Genomic DNA, 25,621 nt, shown 5'->3' on the forward strand with positions numbered 1-25,621 from the left:
CCGATGCCGAGCTTCCCGACATCAGACACGGATCTGCGGGTCAAGGCGCAGGAGCTGGCGTCCGTGGCGGTCCGCCACGCGGACCGCGCCGACGCCGACCGCGCGCTGTCGCGGACGGTGACCGACGGGATCGTCGGCGCCGGCTTCGCCCGGCACTTCGTGCCCGCCCGCTGGGGCGGTCGGGCCGGTTCGGCCGCCGGTCTGCTGGACGCCGTGGCGAGCCTCGCACAGGGCTGTACGTCGGCGGCCTGGTGCGCCTCCGTCATCGCGGGTGCCGGCCGGATGGGCGCCTACCTCCCGGAAGACGGCCAGGCCGAGCTGTGGGCCAAGGGCGCGGACACCGCCGTGGTGGGCGCGCTGATGCCCCGCGGCAGCGCCACGGCCGTCGTCGGCGGCGGCTGGCGCGTGACCGGCGAGTGGGACTTCACCAGCGCGGTCGGGTTCTCCGACTGGGCCCTGGTGTGCGCGCTGGTGCCACAGGACGGCCACCGGGTCCCGTGGTTCTTCGCCCTGCCCCGCGAGGACTACCGGGTCGCCGACACGTGGACCTCGATCGGCATGCGCGGCACCGGGAGCAACACCCTGATCGCCGACAACGTCTTCGTGCCGGCCCACCGCGGCTTCACCCGCCAGGACATGATCGAGGGGCGCAGCGTCGGATCCGACGCCCGGTGCCACACGGCCCCGCTGCGGCTGCTGAGCGGCCTGCTCTTCGGGGCGCCCGCGCTGGGCGCGGCCCGCGCCGCCCTGCGGGTGTGGGCCGAGGACTCCCCCACGGGCCCCGACCAGGACGATCTCGGGCTGCGCACGGCCGCCGCCCGGGCGGTGATCACCGTCGACGCCGCCGAACTGCTGCTGGCGCGGGCCGCCCGGGTCGCGGACGCCCCGCAGGCCTCCCCGCTCGAACTGGTGCGCTCGCCCGCCGACTGCGCCTACGCCGTCGAGCAGTTGGTGGAGGTCGTCGAGCGGCTGCTGCGGGCGACCGGCAGCTCCGGCCAGCTCGCAGCCCACCCCTTGCAGCGCATCTGGCGCGACGTGCACAGCCTGGCGAGTCACGTGGCCCTGCGCTTCGACCCGGCCGCGGGCGCCTACGGATCGCGCCTGCTGTCCCCGTCCGCCGGGCTCGGCGCTCCGGCCGACACCCCGTGACCCCCGCGGACGCAAGCGATGCCGGTACTCCGGCCCACCCAGGAAAGGCAGCTCGGATGAGCGACTCCACCCCCAGTACCCCGCGCGGCTCGGCGGACCCCTTCGTCCCCGCCGAGCTCTACACGCAGGTGCAGCAGTTCTACGCCCGCCAGATGGGGCTCCTCGACGACGGTTTCCCCGACGCGTGGGCGGACACGTTCACCGAGGACGCCGTCTTCCAGGAGGCGAGCCGTCTCGACGAGCCGCTGCGCGGCCGTGACGCCATCCGGGATTCCTCCCGGGCCCGCAAGAAGCGCCTGGAGGCCGAGGAGATCGACTTCCGGCACTGGCTGGGGATGCTCGACGTCCGCCCGCAGGCGGACGGCTCGCTGCACGCCCGCAGCTACGCGCTGGCCATGCGCACCCGGCGCGGCGGCGAACTCGACATCTTCGCCAGCGTCGTGTGCCACGACCGCCTGGTGTCGGTCGAAGGCGCCTGGCAGGTGGCCGAGCGGGATCTCCACCACGACGGCTCCGGCCGCGACTGACGAGGCTGAGGAGCCCCACGTGAAATTCGGGATCGTCTTCTTCCCCACCGTCGGCCCCGCCGACAAGCCCGCCCAGCAGTACTTCGACGAGGCGCTGCGCCTGGTCGACCTCGCCGAGGAGCTGGGCTTCGACCACGTGAAGATGGTCGAGCACTACTTCTTCTCCTACGGGGGCTACAGCCCCGACCCGGTGACCTTCCTGGCCGCCGCGGCCGGCCGCACCCGGCGGGTGCGGCTCGGTACCAGCGCCACCATCCCCGCCTTCCAGCACCCGGTGAAGCTGGCCGGGAAGCTGGCCATGCTGGACAACATCTCCGGCGGCCGGGTCGACGCGGCCTTCGGGCGGGCCTTCCTGCCGGACGAGTTCAAGGCCTTCGGGATCTCCATCGACGAGTCGAAGGACCGCTTCGTCGAGGGCGTCGAGGCGATCAAGCGGCTGTGGAGCGAGGAGGACGTCGTCTTCGACGGACGGTTCCACCGGTTCGGTCCGGTCACCCTGCTGCCCCGGCCCGTGCAGGAGCCGCACCCGCCGGTGTTCGTGACGACCGCGCGCAGCGCCGAGTCCTGTGCCGAGGCCGGGCGCGACGGGCACAACCTGCAGACCGTGCCGAACGTGATGTCCACCGAGGAGCTGCAGAACCGCCTCGCGCTCTACCGGGCCGAGTGGGCCGCCTCCGGCCGCGCGCCGGGCACCGAGCAGATCCACTTCAGCTACCCGTGCGTGGTCGCCGAGGACGGCGAGGAGGCCCGCGCCAAGGGCCGCCACGACGACGACCGCAACTCGGCGGCGATCCGGGACGCCGTCGCCTCCTGGGGCACCACCCGCTCCGAGGCCTACCCGGGCTACGAGAAGCTGGTCGAGGCCACCAGGACCTCCCACTTCGAGAGCAAGATGGAGCAGCAGAAGCTGCTCATCGGCGCCCCGGAGCAGGTGCGGGCGCAGCTGGAGCAGATCGCCGAGTGGTTCGGCGACGACATCACCATCAGCCTCGGGGTGCACTCGGGCCACCTGTCCTTCGAGGACGCGGCCACCACGATGCGGCTGATGGCCGAGCAGGTCATCCCGAAGCTGGGGGAGGGCGCGTGAGCGGGCGGGAGGAGCGCGTCGTCACCGTGATCGGCGCGGGCACCATCGGACTGGGCTGGATCGCCCTGTTCCTGGGCCACGGTCTGAACGTACGGGTCAACAGCCGGCGCGAGGACGCGCCGCGCATCGTCGCCGAGGGCCTGGAGCTGTTCGCCCCGTACCTGCCGGAGGGCTCCGCGGACCCGGCGGGCTTCGCCGAGCGGCTCACCTTCGAACCGGACCTGGAGCTCGCGGTCGCGGACGCCGACGTCATCGTCGAGAACGCGCCGGAGAACCTGGAGCTCAAGCAGGAGCTGTACGAGCGGATCGGCAAGGCGGCCCCGTCCTCGGCGCTGCTGCTGTCGTCCACCTCCACCCTGAACCCGGACGACATGGGCGCCAGGATGGCCGATTCGAGCCGGCTGGTCGTGGGCCACCCCTTCAACCCGCCGCACGTGGTGCCGCTGGTGGAGGTCGTGGCCGGCGAGCGGACCAGCGAGCAGGCCGTGGCGGAGGCCGTCACCTTCTTCGAGTCGGTCGGCCGGGTGCCGGTGGTCCTGCACAAGCCGATCCTGGCGTTCGCGGCGAACCGGCTCCAGTCGGCGCTGCTGCGCGAGTCCGTGCACCTGGTGCGCGAGGGCGTGGTGACGCTGGAGGAGCTCGACCGGGTGGTCACCCACTCGATCGGGCTGCGCTGGGCGACCGTCGGCCCGTTCCTCGCCTTCCACCTGGGCGGCGGCCAGGGCGGCCTGCGCAAGTGGCTCGGCACGCTCGGCTCCGGTCTGGAGCGCGGCTGGGAGCAGCTGGGCCGTCCCCCGATGGACGACGAGACCATCCGCTCCCTCATCGAGCAGGCGGAGGCGGCGTACGGCTCGAAGACGTACGAGGAACACGTCAAGGACCGCGACGCCAAGCAGACGGCGATCCTGCGCTCGCTCGCGGAGGTCAACGGCCGGCCCTGACGCCCGCCGCGCACGAAGGAGTCCCGGTACGGCCCACGCCGTACCGGGACTCCTTCGTGTCGTGCGCCGGTGCTCAGGAGGCGGCGCGCGCCGTGACCTGCTCCCGGCGGACCTCCCCCTGCGGGGACGGGGGCCGGACGGACCGGGCGGGCTGCGGGACGGGGCTCAGCAGGCGCGCCTGGAGCTGCTTGAGCTCCAGCGAGGGCTCCAGGCCCAGTTCGTCGGCGAGCAGCCGGCGGACGTTCTGATAGGCCTGGAGGGCCTCCGCGCGCCGGCCGGCGGCGCCGAGGGCGCCGATGAGCTGGCTGTGGAACCACTCGTTGAGCGGGTAGTCGTTGATGAGCTTGCGCAGCTCCGGGATGGACTCCCGGTGCCAGCCGAGCTGCTCCTCGCAGGCGATGCGGATCTCGAACGCCCTGATGCGCAGCTCCTCCAGGTGCACGACGTGCCCGGAGAGCAGGTCGCCCGCGGGGAAGTTGGACAGCGCGGGCCCGCGCCACAGGTCGAGCGCCTCGCGGACGGTCCGCAGGGCGGTGGGTGCGTCGCCCTCGGCGAGTTCGAGGCGCGCCTGGGAGACGAGGCGCTCGAATATCCGGATGTCGATCTCGGAGTCGTCCGCCTGGATCGAGTACCCGGGCGGCCTGGTGACGATCAGCGTGCGGCCGGCCGGTGCGAGCGACTCGTTCGTGAACATCCGGCGTGCGTGGTAGATGTACGTCTGGAGCGTCGTGACGGCACTGCGCGGCGGTTTCTCACCCCACAGCTCCTGTATGAGCGCGTCGGCCGTCACGATCTCGCCCGGACGTGTGAGCAGCAGTGCCAGCGTCTGGCAGACCTTGGGGGTCCCCGGCCGGTGGGTCCTGCCGTCGTCCGTGACGATCTCGAATGGTCCGATGAGATTGAAGCGCATGGGTGATGACTCCTCGTCAGCAGAACAGCGGCAATTTCCGAACGGTCGTCGACGGAACCGGGAGCGCAATAGGCGATCCGCCTGGATTATAAGAATTCTCTTCCAGTCCTCAGATGCACGTCAACCAGCCATGTGTCAGAGCGCCGTCAACTTTCGTCAGAATTCTGAACCCCATGCACAATTCCCTTCCCGACAGGTCCTGAAATGCAAAAACACGGCCGCCCCGCCGGATTTCTCCGACGGGGCGGCCGTGTTCTGTGACCGGCTTTCCCCTACTCTCCGAGCAGGTACCGGATGTGCTTGACCAGCTCGCCGATGTCCGGGGTGCGGAGCAGGCTGTAGTGGTCGGCGTCGAGGTCGATGACCGTCGGGGGCTCGGCGGAGTAACCGTTGCTGTTCTCGATGAACGAGTAGTCGTCGCCGCGGGCCTTGAATATGGTCACCGGCGCGGCCAGGGTGCGCTCGGCCAGCTCACGGAACGAGTACTCGAATTCGTAGGTCTGCCCCACGACCGAGATGATCCGCTTCGCCAGATCGACGTCGATTCCCTTCAGTTCGCTGATGAACCCGGCGAAGGACTCCTCGTCCGTGGCGGATTCCAGGCACTTTTCCAGGTCCGGACCCGAAATGGTGCCGGTGAACACCGAGAAGAGGATGGTCGTGTAGGCGCGGTTGGCGAAGGACGCCTCACGGCCGTACACCTTGCCGTTCTCGGCGCGCACGGTCGGCGAGCCCGGGGCGATCAGGAAGAGGTTGTCCACCTTCTCGCCCGCCTGCTCCAGCTGGTAGGCGGTCTCGAAGGCGACGCGGGCGCCGAAGGAGTAGCCCCACAGGGTGTAGGGGCCCTTCGGCTGGAGCTCCTTGATGGCCTCGATGTCGGCCTTGGCCATCTCCGTGATGGTCGCGTACGGGGCCTCGCCCTCGTTGATCCCGTGCGCCTGGATGCCGTAGAACGAGCGGCCGAGGCCGATCTCGCCGGCCAGGGTGCGCAGGTTCATCGGGTAGCCGCCCAGGCCCGGCCAGCACAGCACCGGACGGTCCTTGCCGGTCTCCGCGTGCAGGCGCACCAGCCGGGAGGACTCCTGCGCGACCTCGCGCTCCAGGCGGCGGGAGAGCTTCTCGACCGTGGGGGACTCCAGGACGGACTGCAGCGGCAGGGAGACGCCCAGGCGCGAGTTGAGCTCGCGGATGAGGCCGACGGCGATCAGCGAGTTGCCGCCCGACTCGAAGAAGTCGTCCTGGACCGAGACGCTCTCGCGGCGCAGGGACTTGGCCCAGACCTCCGCGATCTCCTTCTCGGTCTCGGTGCGCGGGGCGACGAAGGGCCGCTCCACGAGCTCGGCGTTGACCTGGTCGGAGGCGGCCAGCGCCTTCGCGTCGATCTTGCCGTTGGCGGACAGCGGCAGCCGCTCGAACACCACGACCCGGTTCGGGATCATGTAGTCCGGCAGGAAGCTGACGAGGTCGTCACGGATCAGCTCCGCCGGACCGCGCATGTGGACGCTGTCCTCGCGCATGCCCTCGTGGCCGAGCTGCTCGTCGCTGACGCGGCCGCCGACGAAGAAGTACGACGGACCGCTCTCGACGCCGTTCGCCTGCAGGACGGAGTCGATCCGGCGGGAGGCCGGCAGCGGGTTGCCGGTCTTCGAGCTGTAGCCCGAGGACATGAAGCCGAGGCCGAGGCCGTTCATCATCAGGTGCTGGAGCTTCTTGCCGAGGGTGACGTAGTGCATCCACTCCTCGGGGGCACGGCTGATCACCGAGATGCCGAAGCTGGCGGCCTGGTACACCGACTGGTTGATCGCGATGACCTGCTTCTTGAGGACGATGTCGTCCGAGAAGCGGGTGAGCGTGCCGTCCGCGTAGCGGTACTGGCCCTCGGGGAGGTTCGCGACCTTGCTGCCGTGGGTCTGGACGTAGACCTCCGCGTGGTCCTCGCGCCGGCCCGTGTGCGGGACCAGCTCGAAGGTGCCGAGGTAGAAGTCCTCCTCGGGCACGTCCAGCAGGTCGCGGACGGCCGGCTCGTAGGCCAGGTCCCGGATGTCGAGGCCGTACGCCGGCAGCACCTGCTCGAAGAGGCCGACGATGTGGCCGGTCTCGATCTCCAGGACCTCCTGGATGTTGTTCTTGTAGACCGGCTCGATGCCGCCGCGCTTGCCGATGAAGTGGATGTGGGCGGTGGGCCGGCCGGTGGCGGCCTTCTCGCTGATCAGGACCAGCTGGTGGCGCTGCGGCTGGTAGTAGTAGTAGCCCGGCTGCAGCCCGCCGACGCCCTCCAGCTCGAAGTACAGCTGCGTCGCGTACAGCGCGCCCGGGGAGGCGTAGCCGTACTTGGGCAGCAGCCGCTCCTCGCTGAGGTACTGGCCGAACCAGCGCAGGATCTGGCCCAGTTCGGCCGGCGCCAGGTCGGCGGCCTTGCGCGAGTAGGCCGCGGGGACCTGGCCGCCGAGGAGCGCCAGCAGGTCGGCCTCGGTGACCGCGCCGCCCTCGTAGAAGCGGTACGTCTTGCGGGCGAAGACCCGGCTGCGCTGCTCGGGGGTCGGCTCGGCGCCCGGCAGGTCGTAGGCGACGCGGGCGGCGAGGTCGGCGTCGTCGCGCAGGCCCGGGTTGGACAGCTGCGCCTTGACCTGGAGCTTGCTCTTCTTCGAGGCGTGGTGGGAGCCGTGGTTGCCCTGGTCCATCAGGGCGGCTTCCTTCTCGCTCAGCTCGACGCAGGCGATGAGGTTCTGGAAGCCGGTGCGGCCGTCGTTCTTGACGATGACGGCGGCGTTGCGGACCCAGTCGTGGTTCTCGATCGCCAGGGATATCTCGTCCAGCTCGACGCGGTAGCCGCGCAGCTTGACCTGGTTGTCGGCGCGGCCGGCGAACTGCACGGTGCCGTCCGGGTTCCACTGGCCCAGGTCGCCCGTCTTGTAGAGGCGGACCGGACCGGCGCCCTCGGTGACCTCGATCTCCAGGAAGCGCTCGGCGGTCAGGTCGGGGCGGTGCAGGTAGCCGCGCGCCAGCTGACCGCCGCCGATGTACAGCTCGCCGATCTCGCCGACGCCGACGGGCTTGAGGTCCTCCTTGCCGAGGATGTGGTACTCGGTGTCGGCAACCGGGGCGCCGATGGAGATGGACTGCGGCGCCTCGCCCAGCTCGGCGGGGTCGACCGCGTACGAGGAGGAGTTGATGGTGCACTCGGTCGGCCCGTAGACGTTGATCAGGGCGCGGCCGGGCATCTCCTGCGTGGTCTGGATCGCCAGGAGGCGCGAGAGGGCCTCGCCACCGCTGAAGATCTGCTGCAGGGAGGTGCACTCGGGGAACTTCTCGGTGTCGAGCAGGCCCTGGAGCAGGGTGGGGACGCACTGCAGGGTGGTCACGCCGTACTTGACGATGGTCTCGATGAGGCCCTCGGGGTCGGCGTAGACGCCGGGGGCGCCCATGACGACGGTGGCACCGTTGGCCGGGGAGAGGATCTCCCACTGGGCGGCGTCGAAGCTCATCGGGGTCTTCTGCAGGATGGTCTTGCTGCGGTCGATGCCGTAGGTCTCGCGCAGCCAGCCGAGCTGGCTGACGATGCTGTGGTGCTCGATCATCACGCCCTTCGGCTTGCCCGTGCTGCCGGAGGTGTAGATGACGTAGGCGAGGCTGTCGGGGCGGGCGCCCTCGATGGCCGGGGCCACCTGGCCCTCGGGCAGGACGAACGCCTCGGACTCGCGCAGGGTGACGACCCTGACGTCCTGCGGGGCCAGCTCGCGCAGGCGGGTGACCAGGCGCTGCTGCGCCAGGATGATCTTCGCCTGGCTGTTCTCGATCATGTAGCGGAGCCGGTCCTCGGGGTACTCCGGGGACAGCGGCAGGTAGGCGGCGCCGGCGGACAGGATGCCCCAGGCGCCGACCATCAGGTCGATGGACGGCTCGACGAAGAGGCCGACGCAGTCGTCCGTCGAGACCCCGAGGTGTCTGAGGTACTCGGCGAGGGCGGAGCTTCTGGACGCCAGCTCGCGGTAGGTGAGCTTCTCGTCCCGGTAGGCGACGGCGGTCGCCTCTGGGTGCTCCGCGACCCGCTTCGCCAGCAGGTCGGGCAACGTGGTGGTGCCGCGCAGGGTGGGCTCAAGCACGCTGGTCTCCTGAAGAGTCATTTCCCGCTTCCTTACGTTCCGTTGTGGAGCAACGGGCGCGTGCGAAACGCCCCCGCACCGGGCCCCGGTGTGTCGGTGAGCCCGCGATGCGACACCTCGCCCGCGCGGGGGGCGCGTCCGCCCGGAGGCGGACACCCGGCACGGTGGGCGTCGGCGGCCGGAGCTGCGTCCGGCCGGGAAAACCGAAGAACGAGGGCGCAAGGCCGGAGCCTCACCACCCGGGATGACCGGAACGGCGCGGTGCGTGCGGCCGCCCTCCCCCAATGGACGGACGGGCCCCCGTCGGCCCGTCCGTCCGGGCGTTCACCGGCTCTGGAGGAGCCGGGTCACTGATCCGTTCTCGAAGACCTCGCGAGAGGCTCCGGCAATGAGCGGGGCGATGGACAGGACGGTGACCTTGTCCAGTCCGAGCGCCCCGGGCACCGGCAGGGTGTCCGTGAAGACGAACTCGCTGACGCGCGAGTTCTTCAGCCGGTCCGCGGCGGGGCCGGAGAGCACCCCGTGCGTGGCCGCCACGATGACGTCCTTCGCCCCCTGGGCGAAGAGGGCGTCGGCCGCGGCGCAGATGGTGCCGCCGGTGTCGATCATGTCGTCGACCAGGACGCACACGCGGTCGCGCACGTCGCCGACCACCTCGTGGGCCGTGACCTGGTGGGCCACGTCCTTGTCGCGCCGCTTGTGGACGATCGCGAGCGGGGCGCCCAGCCGGTCGCACCAGCCGTCCGCCACGCGCACGCGGCCCGCGTCGGGCGAGACCACGGTCAGGTCCTCGCGGTCCACCTTGGAGCCGATGTAGTCCGCGAGGACCGGCATGGCGAAGAGGTGGTCCACGGGGCCGTCGAAGAACCCCTGGATCTGGTCGGCGTGCAGGTCAACCGTGAGGATCCGGTCCGCGCCGGCCGTCTTGAGCAGGTCCGCCACCAGGCGGGCCGAGATGGGCTCCCGGCCGCTGTGCTTGCGGTCCTGGCGGGCGTACCCGTAGAACGGCAGGATCACGGTGATGCTGCGGGCCGAGGCCCGCTTCAGCGCGTCGATCATGATCAGCTGTTCCATGATCGACTTGTTGATCGGCGCCGTGTGGCTCTGGACCACGAAGCAGTCCGCGCCGCGCACGGAGGCGTGGTAGCGGATGTAGATCTCGCCGTTGGCGAAGTCGATCGCCTTCGTCGGGACCAGCGTCGTGCCCAGCTCGGCGGCGATCGCCTCGGCCAGCTCGGGGTGTGCGCGCCCCGAGAACAGCAGCATCTGCCCGGTCTCGCTCACGCGGCGCCGGCCTCGGCGAGGGTCGGGTAGTCGGTGTAACCGGTGTGGTCGCCGCCGTAGAACTTGCTCTGGTCGGCCTCCGCCAGGGCGGCGCCGGTCCGGATGCGCTCGGTCAGGTCCGGGTTGGCGAGGAACGCCGAGCCGAAGGCGACCGCGCAGGCGACACCGGTCTCCAGCGCCTCGGTGGCGATCTCGGCGTTGACCGGGACGCCGTTCTCCGGGTGCGGGCACAGGATGATCGTGCCGGTCCACTGCGCGCGCAGGGCGGCGATGTGGTCGCGGTTGCCGCCCTCCAGGATGTGCAGGAAGGCCACCGGCGGGAGGGCCGCGACGAGCGCCTCGTAGAGGGCGTGGGTGTCGCCCTCGACGATGTCGTTGTACGGGTTCGACGGCGAGATGCGCACGCCGACGCGGTCGGCGCCGATGCGCTCGGAGACCGCCTCGATCACCTCGATCGCGAAGCGGACGCGGTTCTCGACCGAACCGCCGTACTGGTCGGTGCGCTGGTTGCTGTTCTCCGCCAGGAACTGGTGGAGCAGGAAGCCGTTGCCCGCGTGGATCTCGACGCCGTCGAAGCCGGCCTCGATGGCGAGCTCGGCGGAGTCCGCGTGCTCCTTGACGACCTCGGCGATCTCCTCGACCGTCAGGGCGCGCGGCTCGGGGTAGTCGAGCGGGCCCTCGGGGCCGTAGGCCTGGCCGGCCGCGGCGACGGCGGACGGGGCGACCGACTGGTGGCCGCTCGGGTACAGCGAGGGGTGGCCGATGCGGCCGGCGTGCATGAGCTGCACCACGATCTTGCCGCCCGCGGCGTGCACGGCCTCGGTGACGGGCTTCCAGGACTCGGCCTGCTCCCGGGTGTGCAGACCCGGGCTGTTGCCGAAGCCCTGGCCCACGGCGCTGGGCTGCGCGCCCTCGGTGATGATCAGGCCGGCGCCGGCCCGCTGGCCGTAGTAGGTGGCCATCAGGTCGGTGGCCAGACCCTCGGCGGTGGCCCGGTTGCGGGACATGGGCGCCATGACCACTCGGTTGCTCAGGGCCAGCTTCCCCAGGGTGACCGGCTCGAACAGCTTCTCGGACATGTGTCTCTCCAGACTGAGGTCAACGCGTGGTGCGGTGGTGGAACGGAAAACGCCCGTGGGCGGGACGGATCAGCGGCCCGCGAGTTCGGCGAGGTGACGGGAGTGGGCGACGGCCAGCCGGCCGGCGGCCTCGGCGCAGGAGGCGAGGACGGCCATGTTGGCCTTGGCCGAGCGGCCCTCGGTCGCCGCGTCGACGGCGCGCATCAGGTACTTGGTGATGGCCTGGCCCGACACCCCGTCACGGGTGGCCTCGGCGACCGCGGCGCGGATGGCCGTGTCCACCTCGGTGGAGTCGATGGCGTCCTCCTCCCTGACCGGGGTGGTGATCAGGAAGGAGCTGTTGTTGCCGAGGGCCCAGTGGGCCTCGACGGCGCGGGCGATGACCTGCTCGTCGTCCAGGCGGTGGGGCGCCTTGTGGCCGCTCGTACGGCAGTAGAAGGCGGGGAAGTCGTCCGAGCGGTAGGCGACGACGGGGACGCACTGCGTCTCCAGGTACTCCAGGGTCAGACCGAGGTCGAGGATCATCTTCGCGCCCGCGCAGACGACGGCGACCTTGGAGCGGGTGAACTGGATGAGGTCCGAGGACACGTCCCAGGTCTCCTGGGCGCCCCGGTGCACGCCGCCGATGCCGGCGGACGAGAAGAACGGGATCCCCGCGAGCTCGGCGGCGACGACGGAGGTGGCCACGGTGGTGGCACCGAGGCCGCCCTGCGCCAGCACGACCGGCAGGTCCCGGCTGGACACCTTGGGGATGCCCGGCAGGGACGCGAAGCGCTCGATGTCGGAGTCGCTCATGCCGACCCGGATCTCACCGGCCTCGATGCAGATCGTCGCGGGCACGGCGCCACCGGCCCGTACGGCGTCCTCCACCTTGCGGGCGGTGGCCGCGTTGTCCGGGTAGGGCAGGCCGTGCGTGATGACGTTGCTCTCCAGGGCGACGACGGCCGCGCCCTCGTGGAGGGCCTCGCGGACCTCCTCGGTGTAGACGACGGGGATGCCGTTGCTTGCGCTCATCGGGGCTCTCTCAACTCTCGTTCCAGTAGCCGGGCGCTTTGATCAGCTCGTCCCGGCGGGCCGCTATCTCGGCGAGGACCTGGCTGTCCCAGTCCTCCGGTGTGACCGGCTCAAGGGAGATCGAGACGGTGTCCTCCCCGGTGGCGAAGGTGCTCGTCACAGCGGCGGTGACCGCTTCGTCGATGGCCCTGAGCTGCTCTTCCGTGAAGTTCCTCGGGTAGTGCCGGACGTGGATGTGGGGCACGGTCTCGGTCCTCTCACGGAGTGGTGCGCGTTCTGGTGGCTCGGACGTGCGTGTCTGTGGGGGGGTGGGCGGCACACCGCGGACGGGGGAGACCGCGGTGTGCCACCACCGCTCCCCGCCCGCGCCCAGGGGGGAAGGGGCCCGGCGGCGGGGAGTCTCGGGCGGGGGCCGTCGGGGCGTTACGCCTCGACGGATTCCCGCTGGGCAGGGCGGGCCGGCTCGGGCCGCGGCTGCTTGCGGCCCGGCCGCGGCTGGGCCAGGAAGACCGCGCCGACGACGATCAGCGCTCCGACGATCTGGAGCGGCGAGAGCGACTGGTCGAGGACGAAGTAGCCGAGCAGGGTGGCCGCCAGGGGGGAGGCGAAGCTCAGGAACGAGACGGCCAGGGCGGGCAGGCGCTGCACTCCGCGGAACCAGATCGCGTAGGCGAACAGGGCCCCGATGAGACCGAGGTAGAGGAAGCCCCAGACGTTCTTGCCGGTGATCTCGTCGGGCAGGCCCTCGCCGATCAGCGCGATCGGGAGCAGGACCAGACCGCCGACGGTCAGCTGCCAGCCCGTGAAGGGCAGCAGGCCGACGCCCTCGGGGCGGCCCCAGCGCTTGGTCAGCACGATGCCGGAGGCCATGCTGAGCGCGCCCAGCAGGCCGGCGATGACACCGGTGGCGTTCAGCCCGGCGTTCGGCTGGAGGACGAGCAGCGCCACGCCGGCCGCGCCGAGCGCGCAGGCGCCCAGGTGGATCCGCCGGATCTTCTCCTTCAGCAGGACCGCTCCGAGCAGCAGCACGATCATCGGCTGGATGGACATCACCAGCGCGGCGACACCGCCCGGCAGGTGGTAGGCGGCCACGAAGAGCAGGTAGAAGAAGGCGCCGATGTTCAGGACGCCCAGGACCAGGGCCCGCCACCACCAGATCCCCTTCGGCAGCGTACGGCCGAAGAGCACCAGGATCAGACCGGCGGGCAGGGCGCGGAGCACCGCCGCCAGCAGGGGGCGTCCCTCGGGCAGCAGTTCCGTGGTGACCAGGTACGTCGAACCCCAGATCGCCGGGGCCAACGCGGTGAGCGCGGAGTCCGCGAGGGTGCGGCTGCTCTTCATCGGGTGGCTCCCGAGTCGGTCGTGCCGAAGAAGCGGTCACCGAAGTCGCCGATGCCCGGGATCATGAACGCGTGCTCGTTGAGGCGCTCCTCGACCGAGGAGGTGACGATCTTGATGGCCGGGTGCTCGCGGTGGACCGCGGCGATGCCCTCGGGTGCGGCGAGGAAGTTGACGAAGACGATGTTCTCCTCGCGGACGCCCGCGTCGAGCAGCACGCCGATGGCGGCGTTGGCGCTGCCGCCGGTGGCGAGCATCGGCTCCAGGAGCAGGACGTGCCGGTCCGCGATGTCGGCCGGCAGGTTCTGGTAGATCAGGTGCGGAAGCTTGGTGGTCTTGTTCCGCTGGATGAGGACCTTGCCGACGCGGATGTTCGGCACGACCTCGCGCAGCTCGTCCACCATGGAGTCACCGGCCCGGATCACGGGCACGGCGCACAGCTTCGGGACGAACTTGAGTCCTTCGTACGTCTCGCCGACCGGCGTGACGACCTTCTGCTTGTCGAACGGCAGCTGGTCGAGGGCCGATTCGAGCAGGAGGCGGATGATGCGCCGGGAGTAGAACACGAAGTCCGCACGCGACGCGTCGCGGTCCCGGATGATCGTGTGCATGGCCCGGAGCTGGTTGGTCTGCGGCAGCGGGTGGACGTTGTGGTGGCCGGTCGCCATGAGAACCTGCTTCTCGTCGGTCGGTGGAGACGGGCTGCGGCCGGGCCCGGGGCCCAGGGCCCCGGGCGGCCGCAACCGCATGGTGAGGTACCGAGGTCAGGAGCCCGCGATCTCGGCGAACGCCTTGCGCGACTCGGCCACGAACTTCGCGACCTTGGCGCGGTCCTTGCGGCGGTCGTCGCCCTCCAGGAGGCTGTGGGCGTCGACGGCGGCGGGCTTGACGAAGCGGATCGCGTCGGCCACGTTCTCCGGGCTCAGGCCGCCGGCCATCATCAGGGGCTTGGGGGAACGGCGCACGAGCTCGGCGCTGACGTTCCAGTCGTGGGTGAGGCCGGTGGCGCCCTTGGCACCGGTGGCCGGGTTGAAGGTGTCGGTGATGAACATGTCCACCACGTCCGCGACCTCGTCGACGAGCTTGAGCAGCTCCTCGGCGTTGTCCTCCTTCACGACCAGGCTCTTGAGCACGTAGAGGTCGGGGCGGTTGGCCTTGAGCTTGCGCAGTTGCTCCGGCTCGACGTCGCCGTGGAGCTGAACGGCCTTGACCCCGAGCTGGGTGGTGAACGCGCTGATCTCGTCGGCATCCGTCATGTAGCTGATGAGGACGCCCTCCTGAGGTGCCTTCAGGCCGGCGATGATCTCCGTGGCCGCGGCCTCGGAGATGTCGTCCTTGCCCGACGGGAGGCGGAGCGGGAAGCCGAACCAGTCGACGCCCTCCTCGGCCAGCAGAGCGGCCTCCTCGGCGTCGATGATGCCGGCGACCTGGACCAGGTCCTTCACGTCACTCATGTGTGTTCCTTTTCGGGATGAATCTTATGAATCAAAGCGAGTTAGGGCAGAACGAGGTGACGTGCCCCGGTATGACGGATTCGTTACACGTCTCGGGATGCTCACGAAAAGCCTCATTGATACCGATCCAAGGGTCAACGGGCTTTATGTCAGATCCGCGTCAACCTTCTTCAGGTATCGGTCAGGGCGTCGCCACGGGAGCGGTGAGGGCGGCGTCGCGGGCGAGCAGACGCTCCTCCAGGAAGGCGAGGACCCGCAGGTGGTAGGTGCGGGCGGCCCAGCCGAGACTGATGTTATGACCGGAATCGGGCTGGCGGACAGCCTCCACGGGGGCCCCGGACAGCGGACTCAGGAGTTCCTCCAGAGCCCCGCCGTCGGTCCTCCACCACAGCTCCTGTTCCGCGAAGGTGAAGCGGACCGGGACCCCCACCCGGGCCGCGATCGCGGGGTACGCGTCCGGCCACCGCATGGTCTCCCGGGCCTCCAGGACCGGCACCGGACGGATCAGTTCCGCGCCTTGCCGGAAGGCGTCCGGCGGGTAGAAGCGCAGCGCCCCCCAGTGCCGGCGCCACTGGCTCCGCAGGTCCGCCGTCGTCCCGGGCAGCTGCCCGAGCTCCACGGCGAAGCGCCGGCCGAGACCGCTCAGGTCCACGCCGAGCGGCGCGAAACCGTCCCCGGCACCCGCGGCGGACAGGGCGAGCCGGCCGCCGTTGGAGTGGGCCACGAGGAAGTAGCCCGCGCCGAGTTCGTGGCCGCGGGCGAAGTCCTCCAGGGCCGCGAGCAGGGTTTCGGTCTGCCCGGCGAGCTCCTGCCCCTCGGGCAGCGCCGCCGCCGAGGCCCCGTAGCCGGGCCGGTCCAGGGAGAGGACGGTGTAGCCCAGGGAGGCGCCGAGTTCGAGCAGCGAGAGCCCGGGGCGGGCCCGGCTGTCGAAGTAGCCGGCGCTCATCCCGGCGCCGTGCAGGGCCACCACGACGGCCCGGGGCACGGGCCGCGCCGGCAGCGCGAGGAGTCCGGACAGCGGAACGCCGGCCGCGTCGAGGACGACGGGCCGGATCCCGGGGGTTGCGGGCGGCGGTGGGGCGGCCATGCGGCTCCTCCTGGAGGGGAACGGGGGTCAGCGGTGGTGGCGTACCGTCCGGCCCCGGGCGACGGCGAGGCCCCAGGCCGCCCGCCGCCGCAGGAGTGTGGTCAGGGGCGGCACGGGGTGGCCCGGGGCGCGGGGCGCGGGCTCGCGCAGCGGATCGGGTGCGGCCTCGCGTACGGGCTCGCGCGCCGGGACCCAGTACCCGGCGATCTGCACGGCGTTCATCCGGTCCTCACAGCTGGACTCCGGTCAGTTCGGGGAGGCGGACGCCCGAGTCCCACACGACGTGGAAGGCGACGTGGCTCAGCCGCCAGCCGGCCCCGGTGCGCACGGCGCGGGCCTCGGCGTACCCGCCGACGTCGAAGTGGGCGGGCGCCGCGTCCGTGATGTGGTGGACGTGGGTGGTGATCTGCTGGACGCGCAGCGTGGCCCGGTCGCCGTCGAGGTCGATGCGGTGGCCGGCGCTGAGGTGGTGGGTGCGCGCCCACCGTTCACCGGCCTCGCGCTGGAAGGCGGTGAAGGCCTCGATGCCGGTGCAGACGCCGATCGGGAAGGCGAAGGTGACGTCCTCGGTGAACAGCGAGGCGAAGCGCTCGCGGTCCCGGCCGGGCGGGCCGCCGGTGTCGAGGGCGCAGACGTAGCGGTCGAAGAGCTCGCGCAGCTCGGCGTGGTCGCGCAGGACCCGGACCTGCTCGCGCAGATCCGCGATCTCGTCGTGGGGCGAAGGCATGGCCTCTCCAGAGGGCGGACTTCATGGGCGGGTACGGCGTGGCGGCTCCGGACGGCCCCGCGCGGTGACCGCTCACAGGACGCGGGCGCGGCGCCGGATCCCGTCGAGCAGTTCCGCCTGGCGCAGCACCGCGCCGTCGGGCGCGGCGGCGGTGCGCACGGCGGCGGCGAACGCGGCCACCGTGCGCAGCACCTGGTCGTCGGCGGCGAGGACGATCTCCTCGGTGCCGGTGCGGCGTTCGAACAGGACCCGGGGCGGGTGGCCGGCGGGCGGGGTGAAGGCCCGGTCGACGGTGAGGCGCCCCGTGCTGCCGGTGATCTCGTAGCGGGAGCGGTAGCCGTGGTCGAGGCCGAAGGCCAGCTGCGCGCAGACCCCGGACGGGTCGCGCAGCAGGGCCGTGCCGGAGGTGTCGACGGCCCGGCCGGGTCCGCCGCGCACCAGGACGGCGGCCTCGGTCTCCAGCCGGTCGCCGAGGAAGTGCAGGGCGGCCCGGACGGGGTAGACGCCGGTGTCCCACAGGGCGCCGCCGCCGAGGGCCGGGTCGTGGCGGATGTCCGTGTCGGGCAGCCGGGGTATGGCGAACTCGGCGTGGAACGCGCGGAGTTCGCCGATGGCCCCGTCGGCCACGAGGGCGCGGACGGCGGCGTGCTGGGAGTGGTGGACGAACATCACGTTCTCGCGGAGCACCCGGCCGCGTTCCCCCGCCAGGGCCACCAGCCGGCGGGTGGTGGCGAGGTCGGTGGTCAGGGGCTTCTCCGCGAGGACGTGTTTGCCCGCGCGCAGCGCCGCCTCCACCCACTCGGCGTGCAGGGCCGCCGGGAGCGGGACGTAGACGGCGTCGACGTCGGGGCGCTCCAGCAGGGCCCGGTAGCCGGTGACGGCCCGGCAGCCGGCCTCGGCGGCGGTGGAGCGGGCTTTCGCGGCGTCCCGGCTGGCGACGGCAACGAGTTCGGTTGCGGGGCAGTCCCGCAGGGCGGGCAGCATCCGGCGGCGGGCGATGTCGGCGCATCCGAGGACGCCGATGCGCAGGGGGTCCATCAGAGCCGTACCGCTCCCGTGGTCAGGCAGGAGAGCAGAGTGCGGGCCTGCACGTTGAGGTAGTGGTTGTGCCGCAGCAGCGCGGTGAGCTGGCCGGGGGTGGCCCACAGGTATCCGGGCGGAGCCTGGAGCGGGGCCTGGTCCTCGTCCACGTCGAGGAAGAGGTAGCGGCTCTCGGCGTTGAGGAACCGGCCGCCCTCCTCGGAGTGCAGGGCCTCGTAGCGGATCCGCGCCGGGTCGGCGCCGAGCACCAGGTCCAGGAAGGGCGGGCGTTCGGCGTCCGGCAGGTGGGCGTAGTTGGCGGGGGTGTACTGGACGGTGGGGCCGAGCTCGACCGTCTCGGCGAAGCCTGCCTCGACCCGGGCGTGCACCAGCAGGTGGGCGACGCCGCCGATCCGGCGGGTCAGGAAGGCGGTGACGCCGGTGCCGACGGGCTCGAACAGCGGCTGCGTCCAGCCGGAGACCTCGCGGCTGCCCGCCTGGACGGCGACCGCGACGACGCCGAACCAGCGGCCCTCCTCGTGGTCGATGGAGTGTTCGGTGCGCTTCCAGCCGGGCAGGTCCGCCAGGGGCACGCGGTCGGCGGCCACGTCGTGGCGGGAGCGTTCGGCGGTGAACCAGGACCGCAGCTCGGTGTCCCGGTGCAGGGCGAGGCCGTCCGGGTCCGCGTGGGGCGCGCAGGCGAGCACGGTGCGGGCGTCCATGTTGACGAGGTTGTCCCGGTGGAGCAGCTCGCCGATCTGGCCGAGGGTCAGCCAGCGGAAGTCCTCGTGCTCGGGCACCTCGCCCACGGCCTCGACGAGCATGTTGCGGTTGCTCTTGCGCAGGAACCACGAGCCGTGCTCGGACTGGAGCACGTCGGCGAGGACCCGGCCCCGGCGGGGGTCGGTGAAGTACTCGACGTAGCGCACGTCGGCGCCCCGGTGGGCCTTGGTGTAGTTGCTGCGGGTGGCCTGCACCGTCGGGGACAGCTGGAGCAGGTTGCGGTTGCCCGGCTCCATCTTGGCCTGCATCAGGAAGTGCGGGACTCCGTCGAACTCCTTGACCAGGATCCCGAGGATGCCGACCTCGGGCTGGCGGATGATCGGCTGGTGCCACTGCCGGTCGCGGCCGTCGGTGGAGGTGGTCACCCGCAGGCCCTCGACGGTGAAGAACTTCCCGCTGCGGTGGCCGAGGTTGCCGCTGCCGGGGTCGAAGGACCAGCCGTCGAGTCCGGCGAAGGGGATGCGCTCGACCCGGAAGCGGTGGGCCCGGCGGCGTTCCTCCAGCCAGCCGTGGACCTCGTCGGTGTGCCGTACGACCCCCTGCCGGACGGCGGCGGAGCGGGCGAAGCGCTCGGCGGCGTCCGCGTCGAAGCGGGGGCCCGGCACCGGACGGGCGGGGGCGGGGGCGCTCACGCGTGGCCCCCGACGAACTCCTTGACGGAGGAGATCACGTAGTCGAGCATCTCCTCGGTCAGCGCCGGGTAGACGCCGATCCAGAAGGTCTGGTCGGTGATGACGTCGCTGTTGGTGAGGTCCCCGACGATGCGGTGGGGCTGGTCGATGTAGGCGGGGTGGCGGGTGAGGTTGCCCGCGAACAGGCGCCGCGTGCCGATCTTGCGCCCCTCCAGGAAGTCCACGAGGGCGGCCCGGCTGTAGGGGGCCTCGGGGTCCACGGTGAGCGCGAAGCCGAACCAGCTCGGGTCGCTGCGCGGGGTGGCCTCGGGGAGGATCAGGTACGGAACCCCGTCGAGGCCGTCGCGCAGCCGGCGCCAGTTGCGGCGGCGGGCGTCGCAGAACCCGTCGAGCTTGTCCAGCTGGGTGAGCCCGAGCGCCGCCTGGATGTCGGTGGCCTTCAGGTTGTAGCCCACGTGGGAGAAGATGTACTTGTGGTCGTAGCCCTCGGGGAGGGTGCCCATCTGGTAGTTGAAGCGCTTGAGGCACTTGTTGGTCTCGCCCGGCTCGCACCAGCAGTCCCGGCCCCAGTCGCGCAGCGATTCCACGATGCGGGCGAGCGCCAGGTTCGAGGTCAGGACGCAGCCGCCCTCGCCCATGGTCAGGTGGTGGGCCGGGTAGAAGCTCACGGTGGTGATGTCGCCGAAGGTGCCGGTGAGCTTCCCGTCGTAGGTGGAGCCGACGGCGTCGCAGTTGTCCTCGATCAGGAACAGGTCGTGCTCCTGCGCCAGCTGGGCGATCTCGGCGACCTCGAAGGGGTTGCCGAGGGCGTGGGCGATCATGATGGCGCGGGTCTTGGGGCCGATGGCCCGGGCGACGCGTTCGGCGGTGGTGTTGTAGGTGCCGAGTTCGACGTCGACGAAGACCGGTACGAGCCCGTTCTGGATGATCGGGTTGACGGTGGTGGGGAAGCCGGCGGCGACCGTGATGACCTCGTCGCCCGGCCGCAGCCGCCGGTCCTCCAGCAGGTGGGAGGTGAAGGCCGTCATCGCCAGCAGGTTGGCGGAGGAGCCCGAGTTGGTCAGGTGCGCCTTGCGGTGGCCCAGCTTGCGGGCGAAGCGCGACTCGAACCGGCGCGAGCTGGGTCCGGCGGCGATCCGCATCTCCAGCGCCGCCTCGACCAGGGCCGTGCGGTCGCGCTCGTCGAGGACGGCGCCGGCCGGCCAGATCTCGGTGGTGCCGGGCACGAAGGGCCGGGTGTCCTGGGCGTCCTGGTGGAACTTGGCCGTCTCGTCGAGGATGAGCCCCTTGTGGACGTTCATGACGTGGTGGTCCCTTCACGGCCCTTGCGGCCGAGGTCGTCGGTGCGGTGCTTCACGGCCTTCCACCAGCCCGGGTTGTCCCGGTACCAGGCGACGGTGTCGGCGAGGCCCTGCTCGAAGGGGATCCGCGGGGCGTACCCGAGCTCCTCGCGGATCTTCGTCTCGTCCAGGGCGTAGCGCAGGTCGTGGCCCTTGCGGTCGGCCACCCGGCGCACGGCCGAGGCGTCGGCCCCGCACAGGGCCAGCAGCCGCTCGGTGATGTGCAGGTTGGTCTGCTCGTTGCCGCCGCCGACGTTGTAGACCTCGCCGGACCGGCCCCGGTCCAGGACCAGGGCGATGGCCCGGCAGTGGTCGTCCACGTGCAGCCACTCGCGGACGTTGCGGCCGTCCCCGTACAGCGGCACCCGCTCGCCCTCCAGCAGGTTCGTCACGAACAGCGGGATCAGCTTCTCGGGGTGCTGGTGGGGCCCGTAGTTGTTGGAGCAGCGGGTGATCGACACGTCGAGGCCGTGGGTGCGCCAGTAGGCGCGGGCGATGAGGTCGGAGGAGGCCTTGGAGGCGGCGTACGGGGAGTTGGGCAGCAGCGGCCGCTCCTCGGTCCAGGCGCCCTCGTCGATGGAGCCGTACACCTCGTCGGTGGACACGTGCACCACGCGGCCGACGCCGGTGGCCAGGCAGGCGTCCAGCAGGGTCTGGGTGCCGCCGACGTTGGTGCGGACGAACTCGGCCGCGGAGTGCACGGAACGGTCCACGTGCGACTCGGCCGCGAAGTGCACCACCGCGTCGTGACCGGGCAGCAGGGAGCGCAGCAGCGCCTCGTCGCAGACGTCCCCCCGGACGAAGTCCAGCCGGGGGTGGGCGGCCGGGAGGTTCTCCCGGTTGCCAGCGTAGGTGAGCTTGTCGAGGACCGTGACCCGGTCCTCCTCGTGGCCCGGGTACCCGCCGTCGAGCAGGGTCCGGACGAAGTGCGAGCCGATGAACCCGGCCCCGCCGGTGACCAGCAGCCTCATGACGCCTCCTCGCGGCGCGTCCGTCCGAGGACGGGGTGTGTCATGTCGTCTCTCCTTGGGAGGAAGGGGGGTGCGCGGCGGGCGCCGTCAGGCGGACCGCGGCTCGCCGCGGCGGTCGCGCCAGGTGCGCGGACCGAGGAAGCCGCGCAGCCGCTCGGGGCGCTGCCAGCCGGCCAGGGCGGGACCGCTGCCCGCCGTGCCTCCGTGCCGGCCCTCGTGGGCCGCTGCCCGGGCCAGCACGACGGCGGTCAGCGCGGCGAGTTCCGCGGCGTCGGGCCGTCCTTTGACGACGCGGATGAGATGGTCGGGGGCTTGCGCGTCCACGGGCTGCTCCTCGTCTCGTGACGTCCCGCCGGCTGTCACTGCGGCGGGTTTCCGTGCTTGCGGCTGGGCAGGTCGGCGTGCTTGGCGCGCAGCATCGCCAGGGAGCGGATCAGCACCGGGCGGGTGTCGCGCGGGTCGATGACGTCGTCCACGAGGCCGCGCTCGGCGGCGTAGTAGGGGTGCATCAGCTCGCTCTTGTACTCGGCGATGCGCTGCGCGCGCACGGCCTCGGGGTCCTCGGCGGCGTTGATCTCGCGCCGGAAGACCACGTTCGCGGCGCCCTCGGCGCCCATCACGGCGATCTCGTTGGTGGGCCAGGCCAGGGCCAGGTCGGCGCCGATGGAGCGGGAGTCCATGACGATGTACGCGCCGCCGTAGGCCTTGCGCAGCACCAGGGAGATGCGGGGCACGGTCGCGTTGCAGTACGCGTACAGCAGTTTGGCGCCGCGCCGGATGATGCCGTTGTGCTCCTGGTCCACGCCCGGCAGGAAGCCCGGTACGTCGACCAGGGTGACCAGGGGGATGTTGAAGGCATCGCAGAACTGGACGAACCTGGCACCCTTCTCGGAGGCCTCGATGTCCAGGACCCCGGCCATCGCCGAGGGGTTGTTCGCGACGATGCCGACCACGTGCCCGTCGAGCCGGGCCAGCGAGCACACCAGGTTGGGTGCCCAGCCCGGGTGCACCTCGAAGTGCTCGCCGTCGTCGACGACCTCCTCGATGACCCTGCGGATGTCGTACGCCTGGCCGGACTGCACCGGGACCAGGTCGAGCAGCGCGTCGCCGGGCCGGTCGGCCGGATCCCCGGAGCGTTCCACGGGCGCCAGCTCGCGGTTGTTGGAGGGGAGCAGCCCCAGCAGGTAGCGGACCTCGGCGATGCAGGTCTCCTCGTCGTCGTACGCGAAGTGCGCGACGCCGGATTCGCGGGCGTGGACGTCGGCGCCGCCGAGGCCGTTCTGGGTGATCTCCTCGCCGGTGACGGCCTTGACCACGTCGGGTCCGGTGATGAACATCTGCGAGGTCTCGCGGACCATGAAGACGAAGTCGGTGAGCGCCGGGGAGTAGGCCGCCCCGCCCGCGCACGGGCCGAGCATCACCGAGATCTGCGGGATGACCCCGGAGGCCCGGGTGTTGCGCCGGAAGATGCCGCCGTACCCGGCGAGCGCGGAGACGCCCTCCTGGATGCGGGCGCCCGCGCCGTCGTTGAGGGAGACCAGCGGGGCGCCGGCCGCCTCGGCCATGTCCATGATCTTGTGGATCTTCGTGGCGTGGGCCTCGCCCAGCGCGCCGCCGAAGATCCGGAAGTCGTGCGCGTAGACGAAGACCGTGCGCCCGTCCACGGTGCCCCAGCCGGTGACGACGCCGTCGCCGTACGGCTTCTTCGCCTCCAGCCCGAATCCGCTGGCCCGGTGCCGGCGCAGCGGCTCCACCTCGGTGAACGACCCCTTGTCGAGCAGCAGGGCGATCCGTTCGTGGGCCGTCAGCTTGCCCTTGGCGTGCTGACGGCCGGTCGCTCCCTCGTCGCCGCTGCGCGCGGACTCCTTGATCCCCGTGAGCTCGTCGATCCGGTGGTGGATCGTGTCGTCCGCTCCTTGCATGGTTCTCCCACCCTTTCCGTGGGTCGATGGTCAGACTGTGGCGGCGGTGAGCGCGTCCACGGCCCCCAGGAGCCGGTCCGCGGTGCACGTCGGATGGACCCGGGCGCCCGGCAGGATGCGGCGCACCAGTCCGCTCAGCACCCGGCCGGGGCCCACCTCCACGTACCGGTCGACGCCCGAGCCGGCGAGCGTCGCCACCGCCTCGGTCCAGCGCACCGGGCTGGTCAGCTGGCCGCGCAGGGTCACGGCGGCCTCGGCGGCCGTCGTCACCCACCCGCCGGTGACGCCGGAGACCAGCGGGACGGCCGGATCGCGGAACTCCGTGGCGATCAGCGTCTCGGTGAACTCCGCCGCGGCCTCGCCCAGCAGGCTGGAGTGGAAGGGTCCGCCGGTGCGCAGCCGCTCCACCCGTGCCCCGGCCGCCCCGGCCTCCCGCGCGACCCGCTCCACCGCCGCGGCCTGGCCCGACACCACGGTCTGCCGGGGCTCGTTGTCCCCGGCCACCTCCACGACCTGGCCGGTGGCCGCCCGGGCCTCGGCGCACAGCCGCACCAGGTCCGAGCGGGGCGGGCCGATGACCGCCACGGTGGCGCTGCCGATCCGGTCCCCGGCCGTGGCGACGAGCTCGGCGCGCAGCCGGACCAGCCACAGCGCCTCGGTCCACTCCAGGACGCCCGCGGCCACCAGCGCCGCGTACTCGCCCAGGCTGTGCCCGGCCACGGCGTCCGGCTCCAGCCCCTCGCCGCGCAGCACCTCCAGGACGGCCAGGCTCGTCAGGAACACGGCGGGCTGGGCCACCGCCGGGTCCTCGAAGTCCCGGGGGGAACCGTCACGGCAGATCCGGGCCAGCGGGATGCCGAGGAGGTCGTCGGCGGTGCGGTAGTAGGTGTCGGCGAGGTCCGGGCGCAGGGCGAGCAGCTCCCTGCCCAGGCCGGCGCATTCGGAGCCCTGGCCCGGGAAGACGAAGGCGGTGCGGGTCATCCGGTCACGTCCTTTTCTGCGGGGTTCGGTTCAGCCGGCGAGGGCGGCGGGGCGCGGTCCCGGGGCGGTGCCCGAGCACACGGTGTGGCCGACGGACAGCCAGGCGTCCGGCACCCACCTGACGTCCACCCGCGCGGGGGCGGGCCCGGCCACGGCGACGGCCGCCGCGTGCTGGCCGTCGGCGGGGACGCCGACCATGGTCCAGCCGTCGGGGTGGCGGTCGTGGTCGGTGCCGAGGTAGTCCTCCGCGGGCGAACGGCTCAACCCTGTCCCGATCCCCTTGAGGAACGCTTCCTTGCGCGTCCAGGTCTGCCCGAACAGCTGGCGGCGCTCCTCGCCCTCCTCGGCCTCGGCTATCTCCAGCTGCTCCTGCGGGTGGAGCGCCTTCGAGCAGATGTCCACGGTCTCGGCTCCGGGGAGTTTCTCCACGTCGACGCCCAGGGGCACGGTGCCGACGCCGATCATGGCTACTCCCCCGCTGTGCGAGAGGGAGTAGTGCAAGGGCGGCGGCGGGGGCGAGAGCGCGGGCCGGCCGTGCGGCTCGCCGCATCCGGGGCAGGGCTCCCGCATGAAGCGCACGTCCTCGGGGCGGGTGGCCGTGTACCGTCCGAGCAGTCGGCGCACCGCCACGTGGGCGGCGGCGTAGAGCATGCCGTCCGTCCGGCGGATGAAGGAGTCGGTGCGCTTGCGCTCCGACTCGTCGAGCTCCTCGATCGCGAGGGCCTCGGCGTCCGCGCCGGTGGGGCGGCGGATCAGCCAGAGGTCGACGCGGTCGGCGGAGAGGGTGAAGTCCGCGCGATCGAGGTCCTGGTGGTGGACGACCGGACGCGCGGCGGGGAGGAGCGTGGTGGCCGTCATGCCGGCACCGGTGCCCCGTGCAGGTGGGCCTCGGGGCCGAACTGACCGGCGAGGCAGTCGATGAGCTCCTGCGCGCTGTTGGCCAGCAGCAGCCGCTGGAGGTTCACGTCGACGCCGAGCGTGTTCTCCATCCGGTACTGCAGTTCGATTCCGGAGATGGATCCGATGCCCAGGCAGCCCATGGGGCGGCCCGTGGTGTCCACCATCCACGGCTCGATCCCGAGGATGCGGCCGAGCTCCTCGCGGACGTACTGCTCCAGGATCCGGGTGCGCTCGGGCAGTCCGACCGCGTTCAGCACCGCCATGTCGGGCGGGGTCATGTGGACCAGGCCGTTGTCTGTTTCGTACGTCTGTGACATGTGAAGTGTGTTCATGCTGCTTTCCGGGGTCGGGGCGGACGGGTCGGTTGCTCCC

25 protein-coding genes are annotated in these 25,621 nt (G+C 71.7%); 4 read left to right on the forward strand and 21 right to left on the reverse strand.

The features are described from left to right. The first annotated feature begins 3 nt into the window (after positions 1–3). The 4 genes from SLAV_RS40130 to SLAV_RS40145 are packed head-to-tail and all read left to right on the forward strand — an operon-like array spanning position 4 to position 3,704. Positions 4–1,149, forward strand: a complete 1,146-nt coding sequence (locus SLAV_RS40130) for an acyl-CoA dehydrogenase family protein (protein WP_030237937.1) — start codon at positions 4–6, stop codon at positions 1,147–1,149. Between the two features lie 56 nt (positions 1,150–1,205). Next, positions 1,206–1,676, forward strand: coding sequence for a nuclear transport factor 2 family protein (locus tag SLAV_RS40135; RefSeq protein WP_031943738.1), 471 nt, complete (start codon positions 1,206–1,208; stop codon positions 1,674–1,676). Positions 1,677–1,695: 19 nt separating this feature from the next. Beyond that, positions 1,696–2,763, forward strand: a complete 1,068-nt coding sequence (locus SLAV_RS40140) for an LLM class flavin-dependent oxidoreductase (RefSeq protein WP_030237942.1) — start codon at positions 1,696–1,698, stop codon at positions 2,761–2,763. Then, on the forward strand, positions 2,760–3,704 hold the full coding sequence (locus SLAV_RS40145; protein ID WP_030237944.1) for a 3-hydroxyacyl-CoA dehydrogenase NAD-binding domain-containing protein: 945 nt from the start codon (positions 2,760–2,762) through the stop codon (positions 3,702–3,704). The genes SLAV_RS40140 and SLAV_RS40145 overlap by 4 nt, the downstream gene beginning before the upstream one ends. Positions 3,705–3,777: 73 nt before the next feature. Here SLAV_RS40145 and SLAV_RS40150 read toward each other — a convergent pair whose 3' ends face one another. The 21 genes from SLAV_RS40150 to SLAV_RS40250 form a co-directional block, all read right to left on the reverse strand. Beyond that, entirely contained in the window at positions 3,778–4,614 is an 837-nt protein-coding gene (locus tag SLAV_RS40150; RefSeq protein ID WP_031943737.1) for an AfsR/SARP family transcriptional regulator, read from the reverse strand. A 272-nt stretch (positions 4,615–4,886) separates the two neighbouring features. After that, positions 4,887–8,738 carry an indigoidine synthase BpsA gene (gene bpsA / locus SLAV_RS40155; protein WP_030237949.1) on the reverse strand — a complete coding sequence of 1,284 codons (3,852 nt, stop codon included), beginning with the start codon at positions 8,736–8,738 and terminating at the stop codon, positions 4,887–4,889. Between the two features lie 303 nt (positions 8,739–9,041). Then, positions 9,042–9,983, reverse strand: a complete 942-nt coding sequence (locus SLAV_RS40160; protein ID WP_030237951.1) for a ribose-phosphate diphosphokinase — start codon at positions 9,981–9,983, stop codon at positions 9,042–9,044. A 14-nt stretch (positions 9,984–9,997) separates the two neighbouring features. Continuing rightward, positions 9,998–11,080 carry an alkene reductase gene (locus tag SLAV_RS40165; RefSeq protein WP_030237953.1) on the reverse strand — a complete coding sequence of 361 codons (1,083 nt, stop codon included), beginning with the start codon at positions 11,078–11,080 and terminating at the stop codon, positions 9,998–10,000. Between the two features lie 69 nt (positions 11,081–11,149). Next, positions 11,150–12,094, reverse strand: a complete 945-nt coding sequence (locus tag SLAV_RS40170) for a pseudouridine-5'-phosphate glycosidase (protein WP_030237956.1) — start codon at positions 12,092–12,094, stop codon at positions 11,150–11,152. Between the two features lie 10 nt (positions 12,095–12,104). Further along, positions 12,105–12,338, reverse strand: coding sequence for a tautomerase family protein (locus tag SLAV_RS40175; RefSeq protein ID WP_030237957.1), 234 nt, complete (start codon positions 12,336–12,338; stop codon positions 12,105–12,107). Between the two features lie 179 nt (positions 12,339–12,517). Further along, positions 12,518–13,435 carry an EamA family transporter gene (locus SLAV_RS40180; protein WP_030237961.1) on the reverse strand — a complete coding sequence of 306 codons (918 nt, stop codon included), beginning with the start codon at positions 13,433–13,435 and terminating at the stop codon, positions 12,518–12,520. After that, a complete protein-coding gene (upp, locus tag SLAV_RS40185) occupies positions 13,432–14,100 on the reverse strand; it encodes a uracil phosphoribosyltransferase (protein ID WP_030237963.1) in 669 nt (222 codons plus the stop codon). The genes SLAV_RS40180 and upp overlap by 4 nt, the downstream gene beginning before the upstream one ends. A 96-nt stretch (positions 14,101–14,196) precedes the next feature. After that, positions 14,197–14,877, reverse strand: coding sequence for a phosphoribosylanthranilate isomerase (locus SLAV_RS40190; RefSeq protein WP_078950582.1), 681 nt, complete (start codon positions 14,875–14,877; stop codon positions 14,197–14,199). 190 nt (positions 14,878–15,067) lie between these two features. Next, positions 15,068–15,973 carry an alpha/beta hydrolase gene (locus tag SLAV_RS40195; RefSeq protein WP_030237967.1) on the reverse strand — a complete coding sequence of 302 codons (906 nt, stop codon included), beginning with the start codon at positions 15,971–15,973 and terminating at the stop codon, positions 15,068–15,070. Between the two features lie 27 nt (positions 15,974–16,000). After that, the gene (locus SLAV_RS40200; protein ID WP_030237969.1) at positions 16,001–16,195 is read right to left on the reverse strand and encodes a hypothetical protein; all 195 of its coding nucleotides are present in this window, start codon (positions 16,193–16,195) and stop codon (positions 16,001–16,003) included. A gap of 7 nt (positions 16,196–16,202) precedes the next feature. Then, the gene (locus tag SLAV_RS40205; protein ID WP_030237972.1) at positions 16,203–16,700 is read right to left on the reverse strand and encodes a nuclear transport factor 2 family protein; all 498 of its coding nucleotides are present in this window, start codon (positions 16,698–16,700) and stop codon (positions 16,203–16,205) included. 72 nt (positions 16,701–16,772) lie between these two features. Next, positions 16,773–17,738 (reverse strand): Gfo/Idh/MocA family protein, encoded by a 966-nt coding sequence (locus SLAV_RS40210; protein ID WP_030237973.1) that lies wholly within the window; start codon positions 17,736–17,738, stop codon positions 16,773–16,775. Continuing rightward, entirely contained in the window at positions 17,738–19,135 is a 1,398-nt protein-coding gene (locus tag SLAV_RS40215) for an NDP-hexose 2,3-dehydratase family protein (protein WP_031943735.1), read from the reverse strand. Before SLAV_RS40215 ends, SLAV_RS40210 begins: the two co-directional genes overlap by 1 nt. Further along, on the reverse strand, positions 19,132–20,436 hold the full coding sequence (gene rfbH / locus SLAV_RS40220; RefSeq protein WP_030237979.1) for a lipopolysaccharide biosynthesis protein RfbH: 1,305 nt from the start codon (positions 20,434–20,436) through the stop codon (positions 19,132–19,134). The genes SLAV_RS40215 and rfbH overlap by 4 nt, the downstream gene beginning before the upstream one ends. After that, positions 20,433–21,446, reverse strand: a complete 1,014-nt coding sequence (gene rfbB, locus SLAV_RS40225; RefSeq protein ID WP_030237981.1) for a dTDP-glucose 4,6-dehydratase — start codon at positions 21,444–21,446, stop codon at positions 20,433–20,435. Before rfbB ends, rfbH begins: the two co-directional genes overlap by 4 nt. An 87-nt stretch (positions 21,447–21,533) precedes the next feature. After that, the gene (locus SLAV_RS40230) at positions 21,534–21,770 is read right to left on the reverse strand and encodes an acyl-CoA carboxylase subunit epsilon (protein ID WP_030237982.1); all 237 of its coding nucleotides are present in this window, start codon (positions 21,768–21,770) and stop codon (positions 21,534–21,536) included. Between the two features lie 35 nt (positions 21,771–21,805). After that, on the reverse strand, positions 21,806–23,368 hold the full coding sequence (locus tag SLAV_RS40235) for an acyl-CoA carboxylase subunit beta (RefSeq protein ID WP_030237989.1): 1,563 nt from the start codon (positions 23,366–23,368) through the stop codon (positions 21,806–21,808). A 30-nt stretch (positions 23,369–23,398) separates the two neighbouring features. Further along, a complete protein-coding gene (locus SLAV_RS40240) occupies positions 23,399–24,349 on the reverse strand; it encodes an ACP S-malonyltransferase (RefSeq protein WP_030237992.1) in 951 nt (316 codons plus the stop codon). A gap of 30 nt (positions 24,350–24,379) precedes the next feature. Continuing rightward, positions 24,380–25,207, reverse strand: coding sequence for a 4'-phosphopantetheinyl transferase family protein (locus SLAV_RS40245; protein ID WP_031943734.1), 828 nt, complete (start codon positions 25,205–25,207; stop codon positions 24,380–24,382). Then, a complete protein-coding gene (locus tag SLAV_RS40250; RefSeq protein WP_030237997.1) occupies positions 25,204–25,566 on the reverse strand; it encodes an acyl carrier protein in 363 nt (120 codons plus the stop codon). The genes SLAV_RS40245 and SLAV_RS40250 overlap by 4 nt, the downstream gene beginning before the upstream one ends. Between the last annotated feature and the right edge of the window lie 55 nt (positions 25,567–25,621).

The organism is Streptomyces lavendulae subsp. lavendulae (genome assembly GCF_002803845.1).
Classification (GTDB): domain Bacteria; phylum Actinomycetota; class Actinomycetes; order Streptomycetales; family Streptomycetaceae; genus Streptomyces; species Streptomyces lavendulae.

Excerpts from the sequence above, each read along its gene's own strand:
- SLAV_RS40245 (WP_031943734.1), bottom strand. The coding sequence starts at position 25,207 with ATGACGGCCACCACGCTCCTCCCCGCCGCGCGTCCGGTCGTCCACCAC.
- SLAV_RS40240 (WP_030237992.1), bottom strand. The coding sequence starts at position 24,349 with ATGACCCGCACCGCCTTCGTCTTCCCGGGCCAGGGCTCCGAATGCGCC.
- SLAV_RS40135 (WP_031943738.1), top strand. The coding sequence starts at position 1,206 with ATGAGCGACTCCACCCCCAGTACCCCGCGCGGCTCGGCGGACCCCTTC.
- bpsA (WP_030237949.1), bottom strand. The coding sequence starts at position 8,738 with ATGACTCTTCAGGAGACCAGCGTGCTTGAGCCCACCCTGCGCGGCACC.
- SLAV_RS40195 (WP_030237967.1), bottom strand. The coding sequence starts at position 15,973 with ATGGCCGCCCCACCGCCGCCCGCAACCCCCGGGATCCGGCCCGTCGTC.
- SLAV_RS40250 (WP_030237997.1), bottom strand. The coding sequence starts at position 25,566 with ATGTCACAGACGTACGAAACAGACAACGGCCTGGTCCACATGACCCCG.
- SLAV_RS40180 (WP_030237961.1), bottom strand. The coding sequence starts at position 13,435 with ATGAAGAGCAGCCGCACCCTCGCGGACTCCGCGCTCACCGCGTTGGCC.
- upp (WP_030237963.1), bottom strand. The coding sequence starts at position 14,100 with ATGGCGACCGGCCACCACAACGTCCACCCGCTGCCGCAGACCAACCAG.
- SLAV_RS40200 (WP_030237969.1), bottom strand. The coding sequence starts at position 16,195 with ATGAACGCCGTGCAGATCGCCGGGTACTGGGTCCCGGCGCGCGAGCCC.
- SLAV_RS40210 (WP_030237973.1), bottom strand. The coding sequence starts at position 17,738 with ATGGACCCCCTGCGCATCGGCGTCCTCGGATGCGCCGACATCGCCCGC.
- rfbH (WP_030237979.1), bottom strand. The coding sequence starts at position 20,436 with ATGAACGTCCACAAGGGGCTCATCCTCGACGAGACGGCCAAGTTCCAC.
- SLAV_RS40205 (WP_030237972.1), bottom strand. The coding sequence starts at position 16,700 with ATGCCTTCGCCCCACGACGAGATCGCGGATCTGCGCGAGCAGGTCCGG.
- SLAV_RS40170 (WP_030237956.1), bottom strand. The coding sequence starts at position 12,094 with ATGAGCGCAAGCAACGGCATCCCCGTCGTCTACACCGAGGAGGTCCGC.
- rfbB (WP_030237981.1), bottom strand. The coding sequence starts at position 21,446 with ATGAGGCTGCTGGTCACCGGCGGGGCCGGGTTCATCGGCTCGCACTTC.
- SLAV_RS40235 (WP_030237989.1), bottom strand. The coding sequence starts at position 23,368 with ATGCAAGGAGCGGACGACACGATCCACCACCGGATCGACGAGCTCACG.
- SLAV_RS40160 (WP_030237951.1), bottom strand. The coding sequence starts at position 9,983 with ATGCTGCTGTTCTCGGGGCGCGCACACCCCGAGCTGGCCGAGGCGATC.
- SLAV_RS40165 (WP_030237953.1), bottom strand. The coding sequence starts at position 11,080 with ATGTCCGAGAAGCTGTTCGAGCCGGTCACCCTGGGGAAGCTGGCCCTG.
- SLAV_RS40130 (WP_030237937.1), top strand. The coding sequence starts at position 4 with ATGCCGAGCTTCCCGACATCAGACACGGATCTGCGGGTCAAGGCGCAG.
- SLAV_RS40150 (WP_031943737.1), bottom strand. The coding sequence starts at position 4,614 with ATGCGCTTCAATCTCATCGGACCATTCGAGATCGTCACGGACGACGGC.